At 67.7% G+C, this 18,505-nt stretch carries 18 protein-coding genes; 5 read left to right on the top strand and 13 right to left on the bottom strand.

Annotation, left to right across the window (positions count from 1 at the left end; translation table 11 throughout):
* Positions 1-633 (top strand): LON peptidase substrate-binding domain-containing protein, encoded by a 633-nt coding sequence (locus tag ADBZ9O_RS29320; protein ID WP_526533636.1) that lies wholly within the window; start codon positions 1-3, stop codon positions 631-633.
* On the opposite strand, the gene ADBZ9O_RS29315 is transcribed toward ADBZ9O_RS29320, so the two are convergent.
* The 11 genes from ADBZ9O_RS29315 to ADBZ9O_RS29265 all read right to left on the bottom strand — a co-directional run bounded on the left by ADBZ9O_RS29315 (position 597) and on the right by ADBZ9O_RS29265 (position 12,926).
* Positions 597-950: a cation:proton antiporter gene (locus tag ADBZ9O_RS29315; protein WP_526526867.1), complete on the bottom strand. Its 354-nt coding sequence runs from the start codon at positions 948-950 to the stop codon at positions 597-599. The two genes, ADBZ9O_RS29320 and ADBZ9O_RS29315, sit on opposite strands and share 37 nt — an antisense overlap.
* Complete coding sequence (locus ADBZ9O_RS29310) at positions 947-1,225, bottom strand: monovalent cation/H+ antiporter complex subunit F (RefSeq protein ID WP_526526866.1); 279 nt, start codon at positions 1,223-1,225, stop codon at positions 947-949. The genes ADBZ9O_RS29315 and ADBZ9O_RS29310 overlap by 4 nt, the downstream gene beginning before the upstream one ends.
* Positions 1,222-1,791 carry a Na+/H+ antiporter subunit E gene (locus ADBZ9O_RS29305; RefSeq protein WP_526526865.1) on the bottom strand — a complete coding sequence of 190 codons (570 nt, stop codon included), beginning with the start codon at positions 1,789-1,791 and terminating at the stop codon, positions 1,222-1,224. The genes ADBZ9O_RS29310 and ADBZ9O_RS29305 overlap by 4 nt, the downstream gene beginning before the upstream one ends.
* Complete coding sequence (locus ADBZ9O_RS29300) at positions 1,788-3,383, bottom strand: Na+/H+ antiporter subunit D (protein WP_526533634.1); 1,596 nt, start codon at positions 3,381-3,383, stop codon at positions 1,788-1,790. Before ADBZ9O_RS29300 ends, ADBZ9O_RS29305 begins: the two co-directional genes overlap by 4 nt.
* A 41-nt stretch (positions 3,384-3,424) precedes the next feature.
* A complete protein-coding gene (locus ADBZ9O_RS29295; RefSeq protein WP_526526863.1) occupies positions 3,425-3,892 on the bottom strand; it encodes a Na(+)/H(+) antiporter subunit C in 468 nt (155 codons plus the stop codon).
* Positions 3,889-6,798, bottom strand: a complete 2,910-nt coding sequence (locus tag ADBZ9O_RS29290) for a Na+/H+ antiporter subunit A (protein WP_526526861.1) — start codon at positions 6,796-6,798, stop codon at positions 3,889-3,891. Before ADBZ9O_RS29290 ends, ADBZ9O_RS29295 begins: the two co-directional genes overlap by 4 nt.
* A 240-nt stretch (positions 6,799-7,038) precedes the next feature.
* On the bottom strand, positions 7,039-9,222 hold the full coding sequence (locus tag ADBZ9O_RS29285; protein WP_526526859.1) for an AAA family ATPase: 2,184 nt from the start codon (positions 9,220-9,222) through the stop codon (positions 7,039-7,041).
* Between the two features lie 2 nt (positions 9,223-9,224).
* On the bottom strand, positions 9,225-10,076 hold the full coding sequence (locus tag ADBZ9O_RS29280) for a CDP-alcohol phosphatidyltransferase family protein (RefSeq protein WP_526526857.1): 852 nt from the start codon (positions 10,074-10,076) through the stop codon (positions 9,225-9,227).
* Entirely contained in the window at positions 10,073-10,768 is a 696-nt protein-coding gene (locus tag ADBZ9O_RS29275; protein ID WP_526526855.1) for a phosphatidylserine decarboxylase, read from the bottom strand. The genes ADBZ9O_RS29280 and ADBZ9O_RS29275 overlap by 4 nt, the downstream gene beginning before the upstream one ends.
* A 21-nt stretch (positions 10,769-10,789) precedes the next feature.
* Positions 10,790-12,001, bottom strand: a complete 1,212-nt coding sequence (gene moeA / locus ADBZ9O_RS29270; RefSeq protein ID WP_526526853.1) for a molybdopterin molybdotransferase MoeA — start codon at positions 11,999-12,001, stop codon at positions 10,790-10,792.
* A gap of 1 nt (position 12,002) precedes the next feature.
* Complete coding sequence (locus ADBZ9O_RS29265) at positions 12,003-12,926, bottom strand: SDR family oxidoreductase (protein WP_526526851.1); 924 nt, start codon at positions 12,924-12,926, stop codon at positions 12,003-12,005.
* Between the two features lie 27 nt (positions 12,927-12,953).
* Between ADBZ9O_RS29265 and ADBZ9O_RS29260 the strand changes: the two genes are divergently transcribed.
* Genes ADBZ9O_RS29260 through ADBZ9O_RS29245 form a run of 4 tightly spaced genes read left to right on the top strand, consistent with a single transcriptional unit; the run spans position 12,954 to position 16,588 of the window.
* Entirely contained in the window at positions 12,954-13,739 is a 786-nt protein-coding gene (locus ADBZ9O_RS29260; RefSeq protein WP_526526849.1) for an SDR family NAD(P)-dependent oxidoreductase, read from the top strand.
* Between the two features lie 12 nt (positions 13,740-13,751).
* Positions 13,752-14,237, top strand: coding sequence for a PH domain-containing protein (locus ADBZ9O_RS29255; protein WP_526526847.1), 486 nt, complete (start codon positions 13,752-13,754; stop codon positions 14,235-14,237).
* Positions 14,234-15,724 (top strand): PH domain-containing protein, encoded by a 1,491-nt coding sequence (locus ADBZ9O_RS29250; RefSeq protein WP_526526845.1) that lies wholly within the window; start codon positions 14,234-14,236, stop codon positions 15,722-15,724. Before ADBZ9O_RS29255 ends, ADBZ9O_RS29250 begins: the two co-directional genes overlap by 4 nt.
* A gap of 48 nt (positions 15,725-15,772) precedes the next feature.
* The gene (locus ADBZ9O_RS29245) at positions 15,773-16,588 is read left to right on the top strand and encodes an HAD-IIA family hydrolase (protein WP_526526844.1); all 816 of its coding nucleotides are present in this window, start codon (positions 15,773-15,775) and stop codon (positions 16,586-16,588) included.
* Here ADBZ9O_RS29245 and ADBZ9O_RS29240 read toward each other — a convergent pair.
* Positions 16,585-17,838 (bottom strand): amidohydrolase, encoded by a 1,254-nt coding sequence (locus tag ADBZ9O_RS29240; RefSeq protein ID WP_526526842.1) that lies wholly within the window; start codon positions 17,836-17,838, stop codon positions 16,585-16,587. The two genes, ADBZ9O_RS29245 and ADBZ9O_RS29240, sit on opposite strands and share 4 nt — an antisense overlap.
* A 9-nt stretch (positions 17,839-17,847) precedes the next feature.
* Positions 17,848-18,456, bottom strand: a complete 609-nt coding sequence (locus ADBZ9O_RS29235; protein ID WP_526533632.1) for a cutinase family protein — start codon at positions 18,454-18,456, stop codon at positions 17,848-17,850.
* Positions 18,457-18,505: the final 49 nt, after the last annotated feature.

Below are 18,505 nucleotides of genomic sequence, written 5' to 3'. Positions count from 1 at the left end.
ATGTTTCCGCTGGAATCTGTCCTGCTGCCCGGTGACGAGCTGCCCCTGCGGATCTTCGAGCCTCGTTATTCGCAGTTGGTGCGCGACTGCCTGGCTGGTGAAGAGACCTTCGGGGTGGTGCTGATCGAACGTGGCCGCGAGGTCGGCGGCGGCGACCAGCGCTGCGATGTGGGGGTGCTGGTCAGGATCGCCGAGCACGAAGACTACGGCGACGGTAAGTACCGGCTCAGATGCCCGGTCTCCGAACGGATCCGAGTGGTCGAATGGCTCTCCGATGATCCCTACCCGCGGGCCGTCATCGAGGCGTGGCCCGACGAGCCGGGCCTGATCGGCGCCGCCGAGATCGGCGACCTGGAGGATCGGATCTGGGCGCTGTTCGAGCGGATCGCCGACGCCCGCGGGCTCTCCCTCGGTGGCCGGGAGACGCTACTGGATCCCGGAATGCCCGATGAGCCGGGAGAACGCTTGTACGCGTTGGCCGCCCGGATCCCGATGGGTGCGGCCGATCGGTATGCGGTGCTGGCGGCGCCCTCGCCCATCCTGCGGTTGGTCGCCATGCGCGAAGCGGTGGAGACCGTCGCGGCGATGGTGGAGTTTCAGCTGTCCTCCGGCGACGATGCCGGCGGGGTGTAGTCGCGGATATCGTCGCTCAATAGATCATCGCGGACGTTCTGCTCTCGGTAGGCCAGCTGGCCGACGCGCTGCGCGACCACCGGTGCGGTGATCACGGTGAACATTCCGGTCAGGACGAGCATGCCGACATCGGGGTGGCCGCGTAACCGGATCGCGGCGCCGGCCAGTACCAGCAGCAGACCCAACACCTGCGGCTTACTCGCCGCGTGCATACGCGACAGCGTGTCGGGGAAGCGGACGATACCGATGGCCGCGGTCAAAGCCAGCGCTGACCCACCGAGAATGAGTACCGCGGAGACAAGGTCGAAGATGTTCATCGTGGCTGCCCGCCCTCACCGGTATCGGGAACGCGGAATCGCGCGACGCTGACGGAACCGACGAAGCTGATCAACGCCAGTGCGGCCAGGCTGTAGGTCACCGTGGTATCCAGGCTGTAGGCCGCCCACGTGCCGATGGCGCACATGGTGACGGCGACGATGGTATCGAGAGCGACCAGACGGTCCAACGTGCTCGGCCCCGCCAAAAGTCGAAACATGGTGATGGCCCCCGCGGCGATCAGCATCACCGCGGCGATCATCCAGACGATAGTCATGCGCGATCCGCTCCCTGCTCGTCGTCCAGATCCTGGGTCGACTCGACCTGCGGGGACGGCCGCCACTCGCTGTCGCGTTCGAATGCCTTGATCAGCAGTTGTTCCACCCGATTGATCTGCGCGTAGAAATTCTCCACCGACCGTTGCGAGCCGACGTCGATCACGTGGGCGTAGATCAGCCGGCGCCGTTGGTCGATCTCCAACACGATCGACCCGGGGATCAGGGTGATGATGTTGACCGCCAAGGCGAGCACCAGATCGGATTTGATGGACAGCTGCGCCCGCAGGACCGCGTTGATCGGCGGCGGGCCCGGCCGGATCGCTAGCCACGCGATCTGGGTACTGGAGACCACCAGATACCACGACACCCGCACGATCAGGTTCAGCAGGCTCACCAGATGCACCTTGCCTTGCACCGGAACCGGCGGCAGCGGCAGCAGGACGGTGATCACCAGGGCGATCGCCAGCCCGGACAGGATGTTCGCAGCAGAGATGTTGCCCCACAACAGGATCCAGACCAGGGTGAGCCAGGCCAGCACCCACAGCCGCAGAGTGAGCCGCCTCATTTCGTGCCTCCCGCCGGCGCCAACACCGCTGGATCCAACACCCCTGAATCCAACACCGCGGAGATGTATTCACCTCGGTCGAGCACCTGCTCGGCGGCGCGTTCGGCGTAACCGAAGATCGGCCCCGCGAACACCGTCAGCGCCAGGCCGACGCCGAGCAGTGCAAGCGTCGGCGCCACCATCCCGATTGGCATCCGCCCGACGTCGTCGCGGTCGTCGAAAGTCACGTCGTCGTCGATATCGTCGAGCAGGGCCGACGGCGCGGCCGCGGACAGGTCGCCTTCCGGGGCGTCGACCCGTGCCCGCCAGAACGCCTTCGACCACACCCTGGCCACCACATACAGCGTCAGCAGGCTGGTGGCGGCGGCCCCGCCGACCAGGATCCACGCCAACACCGAACCGCTTTCGGTGCCGGCTTGCAGTAGTGCCACCTTGCCGATGAAACCCGAGAAAGGAGGAATGCCACCGAGGTTGAGAGCGGGGATGAGGAAGACGAACGCCAGCAGCGGACTCGCCGCGGCCAACCCGCCGAGGCGCCGCAGGGTGGAGGCCCCCGCCTGCCGTTCGATCAGGCCGACCACCAGGAACAGCGTTGTCTGCACGATGATGTGGTGCGCGACGTAGTAGATCGCCCCCGACATGCCGAGCTGATTGGACAGGGCGATCCCGAAGATCATGTAGCCGATATGGCTGACCAGGGTGAACGACAGCAGCCGTTTGATATCGCTCTGCGCGATGGCGCCGAGAATGCCGACCACCATCGTCAGCAGGGCGGCGACCAACAGCACCGGGTCAAGGCCCCCGCCGGGGAACAGCAGCGAATGTGCTCGGATGATTGCGTACACACCGACTTTGGTCAGCAGGCCCGCGAACACCGCGGTGACCGGAGCCGGTGCGGTGGGGTAGGAGTCGGGCAGCCAGGCCGAGAGCGGGAACACCGCGGCCTTGATACCGAAACCGACCAGCAGCACGGCAAACAGTGCGCTGCGGGTACCGGAGCTGATGTCATCGAGTCGGACCGCGATCTCGGCCATGTTCAGCGTGCCGGTGGCCGCGTAGACCAAGGCGATGCCGAACAGGAACACCAGCGACGACACCATCGACACCATCACATACGAGATGCCTGCGCGGACCCTTTCCTTGCTGGCGCCGATGGTCAGCAGCACGAAGCTCGCCGACAGCAGCACCTCGAACCCGACGTAGAGGTTGAACAGGTCGCCGGCCAGGAATGCGTTGCACACACCGGCGGACAGCACCAGATAGGTGGGCAGGAATATCGACACCGGCTGCCGGTCGTCTCCGTCGCGGATGCCCTGCCCGATGGCGTAGAACACCACGGCCAGCAGAACCACGGCGGAGACCAGCAGCATCAGGGCCGAAAGTCGGTCCACCACAAGGGTGATGCCGAGCGGCCCCATCCCGGGTTCGCTCTCACCCCAGCCGCCGACCTGAAGGGCCAGCGTGCCGTCGCGGTCGGCGAGATAGACCAGCGCCGCGCACACCACCACCACGGCGGACAGCGCCACCAACGTGATGAGCCGCTGAGCTCGTGGTCGACGGCCGGCGATCAACGTCGCCGCGGCGGCGATCATCGGGATCAGCACGGGCAGCGGCGTGAGCACCGCAGCCAGCGTCACCGGGACCCCTCATGCCCGGGCAGCGCGTCGAGCTCGTCGGGGGCATCGGTATCGGGGTACATCTCGCGCCGGATTTCCTCCGGCACAGCTTCGGTGTCGATATCGGACAGGTTCGACACCCTGGCGTCCTCGGCGTCGTTGTCGACTTCCTCGACCGTGGTGAGTCGATAGGACCGGTAGGTCAAGGCCAGCACGAACGCGGCTATCCCCATCGTGATTACGATCGCGGTCAGGATCATGCCCTGCGCCAACGGATCTGCGGTGGTGGTCTCGCCTGCGCTGGTCCGTCCGCGGACCGGCGGATTGCCCGAGGTGCCACCGACGGTGAGGATCAGTAGGTTCAGTGCATTGCCGATCAGTAGCAGCCCCAACAACATCCGGGTCAGGTTGCGCTCCAGCAGCAGGTACACCCCGCAGCTGGTGAGGGCTCCGATCAGGACGAGCGGCACCAGGTAGGTGGTCATCGGGCGCCCGCCTTGACGCTTTGTATCATCGCGTTCTCTTCGTCGATGCGCGCGCCCAGGCTGCGCAGCACGTCGAGCACCAAGCCGACGACGATCAGATACACCCCGAGGTCGAAGAACAACGCGGTGACGAGTTTGACCGGGCCCAAGAGTGGGATGTCGATGTTGATCACCGCGGAGGACAACGCCGGCGCCCCGAGGAACAGCGACGCCACGGCGGTACCCGCCGACAGGCCCAGCCCGACCCCGAGGATCTTGCCGGCATCCAACGGCAGGGTCTCGCCGAGTTCGTACCGGCCGCCGGCCAGATAGCGCAGGACCAGGGCCAGCCCGGCGGTCAGGCCGCCGGCAAAACCACCGCCTGGGGTGTTGTGGCCAGTGAAGAAGAAGTATGCGGACAACACCATGATCAGCGGGAAGATGATCCGGGTCGCCACTTCCATTACCAGGGAGCGATGACGGGGATCGCGGTATTCGCTACCCCGCAACCAGGTGGTGTCACCGACGGCGGGGCTGTAGGCGATGTTGGCCGACGGCGCGAAGACCGGACCGATATCGGGTTGGCCGGCCGGTGTGGTGGTGGCCGGAACGCGGGGCGCCGTGCCGAACCTGCGGTGCCGGAACACCAGCGATGTGACGCCGGTGGCAGCGACGAGCAGCACCGATATCTCCCCGAGGGTGTCCCAGGCGCGGATATCGACGAGCAACACGTTGACGGTGTTAGAGCCGTGGCCGCGGTAGTACGCGGCGTCCGGCAGCAGATCGGCGATCGGAGTGCCAGTCCGGGCGGCCATCGCGAGACTGGCCAGTGTCGTGACCGTCGCGCCGACCGCCAGCGCCAGCAGCGCCCGCGGGAGCCGGAAGCGGTGCATATTGGCGGCATCGGCTTCGGCAGGCAGGGTGCGCAGCACCAGCACGAAGATCACCAGCGTCAGCGTCTCGACGAGAAACTGGGTCAGCGCCAGATCGGGGGCGCCGTGGAAGGCGAAGATGATGCCGCTGCCGTAGCCGGTCAACCCGACCATCAGCACCGCCGCCAGCCGGTTGCGCAGGACCACCGCCCCGAGGGCGCCCGTGACGATGAGCACGCCGACGATCGGTTGTAGCGGTGAATCCCACAGTTGGAACTGCGGGCGGTCATGCGCACCCAGGGTCAGTGCCCCAACCGGGAGCAGCACCAGGGTGGCGAGGATGACCGACTGAGTCGCGGGTAGCGAACCGCGCTGGGTGGTGCCGGTGAGCTTGAAGGCCAGGTAGTCCAGGTAGCGCAGGGTCTGGTCGTAGAAGCGGTCGGCGTTGCCCAACGGCAGGTAGCCGACCTTGGTGCGGGGCAGCCTGCGGCGGATGAAGAACACCGCGGTGCCTGCGGCGATCACCAGCGCCGATAACAGCAGCGGCAGGTTCCAGCCATGCCACAACGCCAGGTGATAGGTCGCTCCGCCGGGTACCGATTCGGCGTAGCCGTCCAGAGCGTTCTCCAAAGCACTGGGCACCAGGCCGAAACCCAGCCCGGCCGCCGCCAGGATGGCCGGGGCGGTCAGGAACGACCACGTCGGCCGGTGCAGCTCGGCCACCCGGTTGCTGGGTTCGGCAAGACCTTTGCGCGCGAACGCACCCCAGAGAAACCGCAGGCTGTAAATGGTGGTGAACACCGAGCCGATGACGATGGCGCCCAGCACATAGGGGGCGAAGGGGCCCAAGGACTCGCTGTGCATCAGCGTCTCGAAATCGGCTTCCTTGGCCACGAAGCCGAGGAACGGTGGCAGCGCGGCCATACTCGCCGTGGCGCCCGCGGCGATGACGAACAGCGCGGGTGCGCGATGGCCCAACCAGGCCAGGCGGCGGATATCGCGGGTGCCCGTGGCGTGGTCGATGATGCCGACCACCATGAACAGCGCCGCTTTGAACATGGCGTGCGCACACAACATGGTCAGCCCGGCCAACATCAGGTCACCGCCGCCGGACCCGACCAGCACGGTGATCAGGCCGAGCTGGCTCACCGTGCCGAACGCCAGGATGAGTTTGAGGTCGTATTCGCGGATCGCGCGCCACCCGGCAAGCAACATCGTGGCCAGACCGAGGACGACGATGACGGGTCGCCATGGCGGTGCGTCGGCGAAGCCGGGGGTCAGCCGGGCGATCAGGTAGACACCGGCCTTGACCATCGCCGCGGCGTGCAGATACGCGCTCACCGGAGTCGGTGCGGCCATCGCGCCGGGCAGCCAGAAGTGCATCGGGACGATCGCGGATTTGGACAGGGCGCCGATCAGCACGAGGACGAGCGCGACGTTGATGGCCATCCCGGTCGGGGGGTGGGCGACCAGCTCCGACAGCAGATAGCTGCCGCTGTACTGGCCGAGGATGATGATGCCGACCAGCATCGCCAGCCCACCCGCGGTGGTGACCAGCAGCGCCTGGGTGGCCGCGCGGCGGCTGGCGGCGCGTTCGGCGTAGTGCCCGACCAGCAGGAACGACAGCACGGTCGTGAGCTCCCAAAACAGGTAGAGCAGCAGCATGTTGTCGCTGACCACCAGTCCGAACATGGCGCCGGAGAAGGCCACGAGTTCGGCGGCGAAGCTGGGCAGTCGCTTCTCGGTATGTCCGTCACGGTGGTGGAAGTAGTCGGCGCAGTAGAAGAGGACCAGGGCCCCGATGGCCAACACCAAAACGCTCATGATCGCGGCGAGGGTGTCGAATCGCAGGTCGATGTCCATCGACAACCCGGGGACCCAGTTGATTCTCAACGAGTGATCGTCGGACTGGTCCTCGGGCCAGTTGGCCACCACCCAGGTCAGGGACAGCAGCGGCACGAGCGCCAACGGATAGAACGCAGTTTGGCCCCACCGCTTGACGAGCAGCGGCGCGACTAACGCGGCGACCGCATGCGCGATCAGGACGGCAAGCATGGCACTCCGATGCGGTCTCGATGAGCGCTGGCGACGGCGCACAACGGGGTGTCAGCCTCTAAGGCTATGGATGGCGTTGGTTGGTTGTGTGACTGTCAGTCTACGTGGGGACCTCTGCCGGCGACTTCGGTGTCAAAAAGTTCACGCTCGCCGTGCGTCATCGCCGACGGTGCAGGAAGCCGTCGATAATTCGGCGAAGTAGCGACGGCTTCCTACACAGTCGGTGCGAGATCGCCGGCGTTACCGGTTGTCGCTGAAGGCTTTGAGCGCGGCGACCTGCGCGGGATCCAGCGACGGACGGACCGCCTCGCGCGCCTTCTCCACATCGTCGGCGGTGACGTCCGCGGCGTCGATCGACCGCCGCATCGCCGTCAATGCGGCCTCCCGCAGCAGCGCCACGCAGTCGGCGGCGCTGTAACCGTCGAGTTCGTCGGCCAACGTATCGAGGTTGACATCGGGCGCCAGCGGCACGGATTTGCCTGCGGTACGCAGGATGTCGCGACGGGCCTGTGCATCGGGAGGCTCGACGAACACCAACTTCTCCAACCGGCCCGGACGCAGCAGTGCCGGATCGATCAGGTCGGGCCGGTTGGTGGCGCCCAACACGACGACATCGCGCAGCGGATCGACACCGTCGAGCTCAGTGAGCAACGCGGCGACCACGCGGTCGGTCACCCCGGAATCGAAGCTCTGCCCGCGCCGCGGTGCCAACGCGTCGATCTCGTCGAGGAACACCAGCGACGGCGCGGAATCTCTTGCCCGCCGAAACAGTTCGCGGACCGCCTTCTCCGATGAGCCCACCCACTTGTCCATCAACTCAGCACCCTTGACGGCATGCACGCTCAATCGGCCGGTGCTGGCCAGGGCGCGAACCACGAAGGTCTTACCGCACCCGGGCGGGCCGTAGAGAAGCACACCGCGCGGCGGGTCGACACCGAGACGGGCGAAGGTATCGGGATGCTGCAGCGGCCACAGCACCGCTTCGGTCAGTGCCTGTTTGGTGGCGACCATATCGCCGACATCGGCCAGCGTGACCGAGCCGACGGATACCTCTTCGGTCGCCGAGCGGGACAGCGGCCGGATAACTGTCAGCGCGCCGGTCAGATCCTCCTGGGCCAGCATCGGCGGCTTACCGTCGGTGCTGGCGCGCGACGCCGCCCGCAGTGCGGCCTCCCGGACCAGGGCCTGCAGGTCGGCCACGACGAAACCAGGTGTGCGCCCGGCGATCTCCTCCAGATCCAGGTCGGTCGACGGCACCGATCGCAGGAGCACTTCGAGCAGGTGTTTGCGGGTCGCGCCGTCGGGCAGGCTCAGGCCGAGTTCGCGATCGCACAGGTCCGGTGCCCGTAGTCGGGCGTCGAGGGCGTCCGGGACGGCCGAGGTGGCGATGAAGGCCACGCCGCGGGTGGCGACGGCGGTGCGCAGTTCGGTCAGGATCAGGGTGGCCACCGGTTCTGGTGGCCGCTCCGGTGATGACGGCAGCAGCGCGTCGATATCGGAGATCAACAGCACCCCGCCGCGCTCGCGCACCCCGGCCACCGCGGATGCGACGGCGCTGAGCCGGTCCTGTGCCGCGAGCGCGCCGATTTCGGGCCCGTCGAGCTCGACGAGGTGACGGTGTGCGCAGACTACGCGGGCCAGTGTCGCCTTGCCGACGCCGAGCGGGCCAGACAGGAGTACGCCGAGATTGGCTGTGGCACCGAGAGTTTCGAGCAGTTGCGGTTCGTCGAGGGCGAGTTTGAGCCAGTCGGTCAGCTTGGCCGCCTGCGCGTGAGAGCCTTTGAGATCATCGAAAGTTATTGTCGGACCTGGAGTTTCGGACACCGCCGCGGAACCCTGCATCGGCGTCGGGTTGGTGGCGACCGCGACACCGTTACCCCAGCTGACCATCGAGTTGGGTTGCACGCTGACCGGGCCGGCCGGGTCGACACCGCTGACCGTCAGTAGCTCCGATGTCCAGGTGATACCGACCGCGGTCGCCAATGCGGCGCTGGCGGCCGATGTCGACGTGCCGGGGCCGAGGTCGCGGGGGAGCAGTGAGATGGTGTCGCCGACCATCACCACCTTGCCGAGCAGGGCTTGGCGCAGCGTGGCGGCGGGTACCGAACCGCTGGCCAACTTCGACCCCGTCACTGTCACCGAACGGGCCCCCATCACCGTCACCGGGGCCACGATCACCTGCGCGTCCTCACGCAGACCGGCGTTCGACAACGTCACATCGTCCAGCAGCGCCGTGCCCGCGGGGATGTCCGCGCCGGCCAGGGCCACCACAGCGGCAGTGGTACGGGCACCGGTCAGGGCCACCGCATCCCACTCCCGCAGACCCAGCGCGGCGACGGCCTCGGGATGCAGCCGGATGACACCGCGCCGGTTGTCGAGCGCTGACGTGTTGAGCCTGGCGGTCAGGCTCAGCTGGGTGGGCACCGCTACCCGCCCGGCTTACGCAGACCCAGCCGGGCCACCGAACGCCGGTTCGGCTGGGCCCGCCGGATGGCGCGTCGCTGTTTCGGTTTCACATCCCAGGTCTCGGGTCTGGCCGCGACCCAGCGTTGGCTGTAGATGGTGAACGGCATCAGGCAGACGTAGCCGATGATGATCAGCAACACCAGGACATACGGGAACAGCAGCAGCCCCGCCGCGGCGACGGCAACGAGGATCAGCAGCAGGGGTGCGGCATTGGGCGGCACCGAGATCGCCTTGAGCGCGATGGTCGGCACGCGGCTGACCAACAGGGCCGCGTTCGCGACCAGCCAGAGCGAGACGAACCACCACGACGTCCACCAGCCGTGGCCGAACTGCAGGAACGCTGCCAGCGGGCCGATCGCGCCGACGGCACCGCACGGCGCGGGCATCCCGGTGAAGAACTCCCTGGTGTAGGCGGGCCGCGTGTCGTCGTCGAGCAGGGCGTTGAACCGGGCCAACCGCAGCACCACGCAGACGGCGTAGATCAGCACGACGATCCACCCGACCGGGGAGTGCGGCAGCAGCGTCACATAGACCACCAGCGCGGGCGCCACGCCGAAGTTCACCGCGTCGGCCAACGAGTCGATCTCCGCGCCCATCTTGGACTGGGCGTCCAGGGCGCGGGCGATACCGCCGTCGATACCGTCGAGCACGGCGGCGGCACCGATCAGCGCCAACGCGATGTGCGGCTGACCGTCGAGGGCGAATTTGATCGATGTCAGGCCCGCACAGATGGCCAGCACGGTGGTCGCACTGGGCAGGATGCGCAAGCCTCGCGACGGGGGCCGTTTGCCGCCGGGCTTCGGTTTGGTCACGGGAGCTCGGCGATGACGGTTTCGCCCGCGGTGGCCCGCTGCCCGACGCTGACCAGCACGTTGGCCCCCTCGGGCAGGTAGGTGTCCAGGCGGGAACCGAACCGGATCAGCCCGTAGGTGTCACCGATGGCGACCTTGTCGCCGACGTTGACCTCGCAGATGATGCGGCGGGCCACCAGCCCGGCGATCTGCACGGCAATGATCTCGACACCTTCTGGGCTGCGGATCACGACGCTGTTGCGCTCGTTCTCTTCGCTCGCGACGGGCAGATCGGCTGAGGCGAACGAGCCGGGCCGGTGCACCGCGTTGATCACCTCACCGCCGATGGGGGCGCGCTGCACGTGAGCGTCGAAGACGGAAAGAAAGATGCTGATCCGCGGAACCGGTGTGGTGCCCCGGCCCAGCTCGGGCGGCGGCACGGCATTTTCGATCAGGCACACCTGGCCGTCGGCGGGAGCGACGACGACACCGGGCCGGGTCGGCGGTACCCGGTGCGGATGGCGGAAGAACGCAGCCTGCGCGCCCGCTGACACCAGGCCGAGCGTGCGCAACCAGCGGTGCTTACGACCGGCCAGGGTCAGTGCCAGGCTGGCACCGACAAACGGTAGGCCGGCGGGGTGCATCGGGGGGATCGTGGAGCGGACCAGCTCCACCAGATGGTTTGCTTCGGACGTGCGGGGGCGTCTGGCCACGCGGCCATTCTATGTAGACCGCTATCCCGAAAGGTCCCACACCCGTACGGTCGCGCCCGCGTCGACGTCGGTGACGTCCTCGGGGATCTCCAATAACGCGTTGGCCGACGCCAGCCAGCGCAGGTGATGGGACGCCGGTGGCCCATAACTGGTGACGGTGCCCGCCTCGGTGGCGAGCACCCCGCGACGGAACTGGCGTTTCCCGCGCGGTGAGGCCAGCTTTTCGGTCAGCACCGCCTCCCGCACCGGACGCGCCGCGTTCGGGAACGCCATCGCGGCCCGTAACGCGGGCCGGACGAACACCTCGAAGGACACCAGAGCACTGACCGGGTTACCGGGCAGCGTGATGATCGGGACACCGGAGACGTGTCCCGCGCCCTGGGGCATACCCGGTTGCATCGCGACCTTGACGAACTCGACCGACTGATCGTCGGTACCGGCGCCGAGGGCATCCTTGACCACCTCGTAGGCGCCCGCGCTGACACCGCCGGTGGTGATGATCAGATCAGCACTGCCAACGTGGGCCGCCAGTGCCGCGCGGAACTCGTCGACATCGTCACTGGCCATCGGCGCGGCGATCACCTCGCCGCCGGCGTCGCGCACCGCAGCGGCGAGCATGACCGCATTGGATTCGTAGATCTGGCCGGGCTGCAGTGCAGTGCCCGCGCCCACCAGTTCGGTGCCCGTCGACATCACCAGCACCCGCTGGCGCGGCCACACGGTGAGTTCGCCAAGCCCGAGTGCGGCGGCCAGGCCCAGCGTCGCGGGGGACACGACCTGACCGGCTCGCAGGACCGTTGTTCCCGCGGTGACATCCTCACCGGCATGCCGCAGATGCTGACCGGCCGCGGCCGCCGTGCGGATCTCGACCGTCTCGGTGCCCGCGTCGGTGGCCTCCACGGGCACCACCGCCGTCGCCCCGGTGGGCAGCGGCGCACCCGTCATGATGCGGTGCGCGGTACCGGGTCGCAGCGTCAACGCATCGGTCCGGCCAGCCGGAATATCCTCGGCGACAGGCAGTCTCACCGGATGATCGGGTGAGGCGTCGGCAATATCGTCGGCCAGGACCGCGTAACCGTCCATCGCCGAATTGTCGAAGACGGGCAGCGACATGGGGGCCGCGACATCCTCGGCCAACACCAGGCCAAGAGTGTCGGGCAGGGGCAGGGACGTCGCCGCGCGCGGTGTGATCAGCCCGGCGACGACGCGCTGGTGCTCTTCGACAGTGCGCATCTCAGACCGGGAACGTGACGCCGGTCAGCTCCTCGGAGACGGTCCACAGCCGCTCCTGCAGGCCCTCGTCGTGCGACTGCGACGTCGACGTCACCAGCTTGGGGTAGCCGCGCAGTTCCTGGAAGCCGTCGGGGCCGTAGTACTGGCCCCCCTGCACGGAGGCATCGGTCGCCGCGAGGAGCGTCGGGAGCGCCCCCATCGCGGCGCTGTTGGTGACCAGTGGGGCGAGCAGGTTGTAGGCCGGCAGGATGATCTGCGGCAGATGGCGCGTCAGCTCGGTATCGGAGATGCCGGGGTGGGCAGCCACGGCAATGGTCGGTTCGTTCCTGGCGGCCAGCCGGCGTTGCAGCTCGTAGGTGAACAACAGGTTGGCCAGCTTGGACTGTCCATAGGCGGCTACCCGGTCATAGCTGCGGTCCCACCGCAGATCGTCGAAGTGGATCGCGGCGCGGATGCGGTGAGCCATGCTGGCGACCATCACCACCCGTGACCCGGGCACCGGCAGCAGGTGATCCAGCAGCAGCCCGGTCAGCGCGAACGGCCCGAGATGGTTGGTGCCGAACTGCATTTCGAAACCGTCTTTGGTGAGTTCCCGCTTCGGGACGTACATCACGCCGGCGTTGTTGATCAGCAGGTCGATCCGGGGATAGGCGGCTTTGATCTCCTCGGCGGAGGTGCGCACCGACTGCAGCGAGCTGACATCCAGCGGCTGGACTTTGATATCTGCGCGGGGGCTGAGGTCGGTGATCTTTGCCGCCGCCGCCTGGCCTTTTTCGACTTTTCTGACGGCGAGGACGACGTGCGCTCCGCGGGCGGCCAGCACCCTGGCGGTCTCGTAGCCCAAGCCGGTGTTGGAGCCGGTGACAATGGCTACCCGTCCGCTCTGGTCGGGAACATCAGCTTCGGTCCACTTGTTGGCGGTCATGTCTGAAAACGATACGGAAGGCATCCCATGGATTTGCAGTTGACCGGAAAGACAGCGCTGGTAACGGGGTCGACAGCGGGCATCGGGTTGGCCATCGCGAAGAAGTTGGCGACCGAGGGTGCCGCGGTGATCATCACCGGCCGCAACCAGGACAAGCTGGACGCGGCGGCTGCCGAGGTGGCGCAACTCGGTTCGGTCCGGCAGGTGCTTGCCGACCCGGGGACAGCCGCCGGTGCGGCCACCCTGATCGACGCGGTGCCTGATGTCGACATCCTGGTCAACAACCTGGGCATCTACGAGGCCAAACCGTTCACCGAGATCACCGACGAGGACTGGCTGCAGATCTACGAGGTCAACGTGCTCAGCGGGGTTCGGCTGTCCCGGCACTACTTTCCGCGGATGCTGGACCGCGACTGGGGCCGCGTCATCTTCATCGCCAGCGAGAGCGCGCTGATGCCACCCGGCGAGATGATCCACTACGGCATGACCAAGACCGCTCAACTGGCGATCTCGCGCGGGCTGGCCGAGCAGACCACAGGTACCGGCGTCACCGTCAACTCGGTGATGCCGGGGCCGACCCGCTCGGAGGGCATCGTCGAGTTCATCCGAACGGTTGTCGATAACAAAGACGCCCCGGAGCCCGAGCGTGAGGCTGCGTTCTTCGAGAAGGCCCGGCCGGGGTCGCTGATCAGGCGACTCATCGAAGCCGACGAGATCGGCTCGCTGGTGGCCTATCTCGCGAGCCCGCTGTCCGCGGTCACCAACGGTGCGGCGATCCGGGCGGAGGGTGGGTTGGTCCCGACGATCTCCTGAGACCATGAAGGCATGGTCACTTTGGTCGATCCCGCACATCGGCCCAGCCGCAAGGCGCCGATGGTCTGGGCTCTCGGCGCAGCGATCCCGTGGTGCGTCCTCGCCGGTGCGCAGCTGATCTGGATCGCCGTCGATCAGCGCGTTCTGTGGCTGCACGGTGTGCTGGGTGCGCTGACCGTGCTCGGTGCGGTGATCGGCATCGGGGTGGTGCCGGTGTGGCGCTACCGCGTGCACCGTTGGGAGATCAGCGGCCACGCCGTCTACACCAGGACAGGCTGGCTGATCCAGGAGCGCCGGATCGCGCCGATCTCGAGGGTGCAGACCGTCGACACCTACCGCGGGCCGCTGGATCGACTGTTCGGCCTGGCCAATGTGACGGTGACGACGGCTTCGTCGGCAGGTGCGGTGCACATCGTGGCGCTGGATTCGGCGGTCGCCGACGATATCGCGGCCTGGCTGACCGATATCGCCGCCCGCACCACCGACGAAGGAACATGACCGTGCAGCCGGAGGCCTGGCAGCGGCTGAGCCCGCGGATGCTGCTGGTCCACCCCGTGCACGAGGTACTGCGCCAGTTGCCGTTGCTGATCGGGTCGATCGTGCTGGGCTCGGCCACCAACAACCCGCTGTGGTCGTTGCTGGGGCTGGCGGTGATTATCGGGTTCGGTATCGCGCGCTGGTTCACCACCAGCTACCGGATCGACGGTGACGCCAACGACGGCACTGTGCAACTTCGCACCGGGGTCCTGCAACGCAATGCACTTACGTTGCCGCGCAACCGGATTCGCTCGGTGCAGACCGATGCCCGGTTATTGCACCGCCTCCTCGGTCTAACGGTGTTGCGCGTCAGTACCGGGCAGGAAGGCAAGGGCGACAACAGCTTTGAACTCGACGCGGTACCTGTCGGTGAAGTATCGCGATTGCGGGCGATCCTGTTGGCCACCGCGGTGCCAGACGGCGCGGCAACCGACGATCGGGAGGCAGAGCTGGCCCGGTGGGCACCGTCATGGTTGCGGTACAGCCCGCTGAGTTTCTCCGGTCTGGTGATGATCGCCGCCGCCGTCGGGCTGCTGTATCAAACCGGGTTCGGCCCGCGGTTCTGGCGCTCACATATCGCCGAATCCGGGCTGGACGCCGCGCAGCGGTTCGGGGTGGCGGTGAGTGCCGCGGTCGTGGTGACGGTGATCGTGGTGGCCTCGGTGGTGTTGTCGGTCGCCCGCTCACTGGTCACCTTCGGCAACCTGGTCCTGACCCGCCGACCCGGCGCAGGAGGCGACACCCTGCATCTGCGGCACGGGTTGGTGCGGGTTCGCGAGCACACCTACGACATGCGCCGACTGCGCGGCGGGACCCTGCGGGAGCCGCTGCTGGTGCGGGCGCTCGGCGGGGCCCGACTCGATGCGGTGATGACGGGGGTGAACGGGGCGGGGGAGTCGTCGCTGCTGTTGCCGCCCTGCCCGGCCGATGCCGCGGCGCGGGTGCTGACCGAGTTGATCGGCGATGCCGACGCCGTTACCGCGCCCCTGCGGCCGCACGGTCCGGCAGCGGCGCGCCGCCGCTGGACCCGCGCGATGGTGGTGCCGCTGCTCATCGCGGTCGGGCTGGTAGCGCTCGCGCTGCGATCGGGAGTACCGCTGTGGGTGTGGCCGGCGTGGTTGGTTCTGGCGGGTTGCTGCGCGCTCCTGGCCGCCGACCGGGTTCGCGCACTCGGGCACCGGGTGGACCGCGACTGGCTGGTCGCCCGCGCCGGCAGCGTGGAACGCCGGCGGGACTGCATCGCAGCAGCCGGGATCATCGGCTGGACCGTGCGTCAGACGCTGTTCCAGCGTCGGGCGGGGGTGGCCACCCTGGTGGCAGCCACGGCGGCGGGTACCAAGAGCTACCGGGTGGTGGATATCCCGGTGGAATCGGCGTGGGCAGTGGCAGCGCAGGCTTCGCCGTGGGTCGCGGACTGTGCGTGGTCGCACGGGGCGCGCCTTTGTTAGATAGCTCCCCCAAGTTGCGCACCGACCTCGTGCGTTTACTGTCGCACCATGGCGACCGGTGGAGTGCTTTTCGACATCGACGGTGTCCTGGTGACTTCGTGGAAGCCGATACCCGGGGCTCGAGAGACGCTACGGACGTTGGCAGATAACCAGATCGCCCGCTCGTATCTGACGAATACCACCACGCGGACCCGCGTGCAGATCGCCGGGCTGCTGGCCGAGGCCGGGATGGACGTCACCCCCGATGAGGTGATCACCGCGGCGGTGCTGACCGCCGACTTCGTCCGCGACCGCTATCCCGGGGCCCGCTGTTTCCTGGTGAACAGCGGCAACATCGCCGACGATATGCCTGGCATCGACATCCTGGCCTCGGTGGACACCAAAGGCGGGCCGATGCCCGATGCGCCCGACGTGGTGCTGCTCGGCGGGGCCGGTCCCGAATACGATCACGTGACGTTGTCGTGGGTCTATGACTGGATGGCCCAAGGCGTGCCGGTCGTGGCCATGCATCGCAGCACGTCATGGACGACCACCGATGGTCTTCGGATCGATACCGGTATGTATCTGCTTGGGATGGAAGAAGTTTCGGGCCGAAAGGCCACCGCCGTCGGCAAGCCTGCGCCCGAGGGATTTCTGGCCTCGGCCGCGCGCCTCGGGGTGGAGACCGATGAGATGTACATGGTCGGAGACGATCTGAACAACGACGTGCTGGCTGCCCAGGTGGTCGGGATGACCGGGGTGCTGGTGCGCACCGGTAAATTCCGCCAAGACACGCTGGACCGTTGGGCCGCAGACGAATTCGCGATGCAGCCCAATAACGTGATCGACTCGATCGCGGATCTGCCGGAGCTGCTGGGCCTCTAACCCGACGATTGGCTGGCCGGGCCCAACCAGGTCAGCGCGGCCGTGGTCAGCGCCTGCACGCCGGTGGTCAGCGTCGGTTCGAGCTGTGGGGCGAACTGCGGGGAGTGATTCCCGGTCGGAAACTGTCCCCGGGCAGCCGCTTCGGCGAAGACCTCGGGATCGACGCCACCCCAGAACCAGAACACCGTCGGAACGCCGAGGGTGTCGCCGAACAGGCCCACATCCTCGCTGGCGGCTATCGGGGGCAGCTGCATCACTCGTGCCGCGCCGAAATCCCGTTCGAACGCGGCCACCGTCGTTGCCGTCGCCGCCGGATCGTTGATCAGCACCGGGCTGCTGATGTCCCAGTCGAAATCCGGCGGTTTCGGGGCGTTGCTCGCCGCCGCCTCGGCCCGCACGATGCGCTCGATCGCGGCCTTGACCTGCTCACGCACCAGCTCCGAATAGGACCGCATGTTGATCCCGAGTTCGGCGGTCTCCGGGATGATGTTCTCCTTGGTGCCGGCCTGCAGACGCCCGACGGTGACGACGGCGCGTTCGCCCGACGCCACCTCGCGGGCGACGATGCCCTGCAGTCGCAGCACCACCGCGGCGGCCATCACGACGGGGTCGATCGTGGTCTCGGGTTGCGAACCGTGCCCACCTCGGCCGTGCAGGGTGACCTGCACCGAATCGGCGGCCGCCATCATCGGTCCCTGCCCGTAGCCGATCACGCCGGCCGGTAACGGCCCGACATGCTGGCCGAGGACGATATCCGGACGCGGGAACCGGTCGAAGATGCCGTCGTCGATCATCGCCGCAGCACCGCAGGCCAGCTCCTCGGCCGGCTGAAATACCGCGACGACGGTGCCCGCCCACTGCGTGCGCAACCGCGCCAGCGCCTGCACCGCCCCGACCAGGCAGGCGACGTGCATATCGTGGCCGCACGCATGGGCAACGGGCTGCCGGTGTCCGGAGTCGTCGACGGTGACCTTGGTGCTCGCGTACGGCAGACCGGTGTCCTCGGCGACCGGGAGCGCGTCCATATCTGCGCGCAGCATCACCACCGGGCCGTCGCCGTTGCGCAGGACCGCGACCACACCGGTGCCGCCGACACCGGGTGTGATCTCCAATCCTGTACCGGCGAGCGCGGTTACGACGCGGGTCGCAGTCTGGTGTTCGTGCAGCGAAAGCTCGGGGTCGCTGTGCAGCTGCCGGTACAGATCGGCCAGTGTGTCTGCGGTGGCGGTATCGAGTGCAATGACGGTCACACCAACCAGCTATACCCGTCCGGCGATGAAACCCGCTGCCTGTCCGGGATAGGGCGGGAGCTCGTAGTTGCTGTGCGCGGACCGGTCGCGGCCCTCGGAGCAGATCGGATCACCGGCGCTGCACACATCGATGGCTCTCCCGGCGAACTGGCCGGTGCTCGATAGCGGTGAACCAAATCTGGCACCCGGATTCCCGAACACCGCGACCGCAGCGACGGTGCCCGCCAGCACCGGTGGGAGCGGAGGTGCCGAACCGATGCTGCCGATGCGATCCCCGATCGGCGCCACCCCGGCCAGCATGGACACCGCGGACGCGCCTTGGGAGAAGCCGCCGAGCACCATCCGGGTGCCCGGGCAGCGGTTGGCCATATCGGCCAGACGCGCGGCGGCGTCGTTGGCGCCGTCCCTGGTCGAGAGGAAGTTGTAGCTGGCTGGATAGTTCACCGCGTAGGTGCCCAAGCTCCGACCGCCCAGCATCGGCGCCAAGGCAGTGGCCAGGGCGTCGCCGACGCGGCCCAGCCCAGGAGGCTCGCCGGTACCGCGGGCGAAGACCAGCTCGACATCGGGGCAGGGATCGTCGGCTGTCGCGATCGGCGTGCCCATCACAACCGTGCCCATCACCATGACGGCCGCGATAACCAAACGGACAGGATTCACCTGCAGATAC

The sequence above is a fragment of the Mycobacterium sp. genome (assembly GCF_965229105.1).
GTDB lineage: Bacteria > Actinomycetota > Actinomycetes > Mycobacteriales > Mycobacteriaceae > Mycobacterium.
This window is presented reverse-complemented; position numbering and strand designations above follow the sequence as displayed.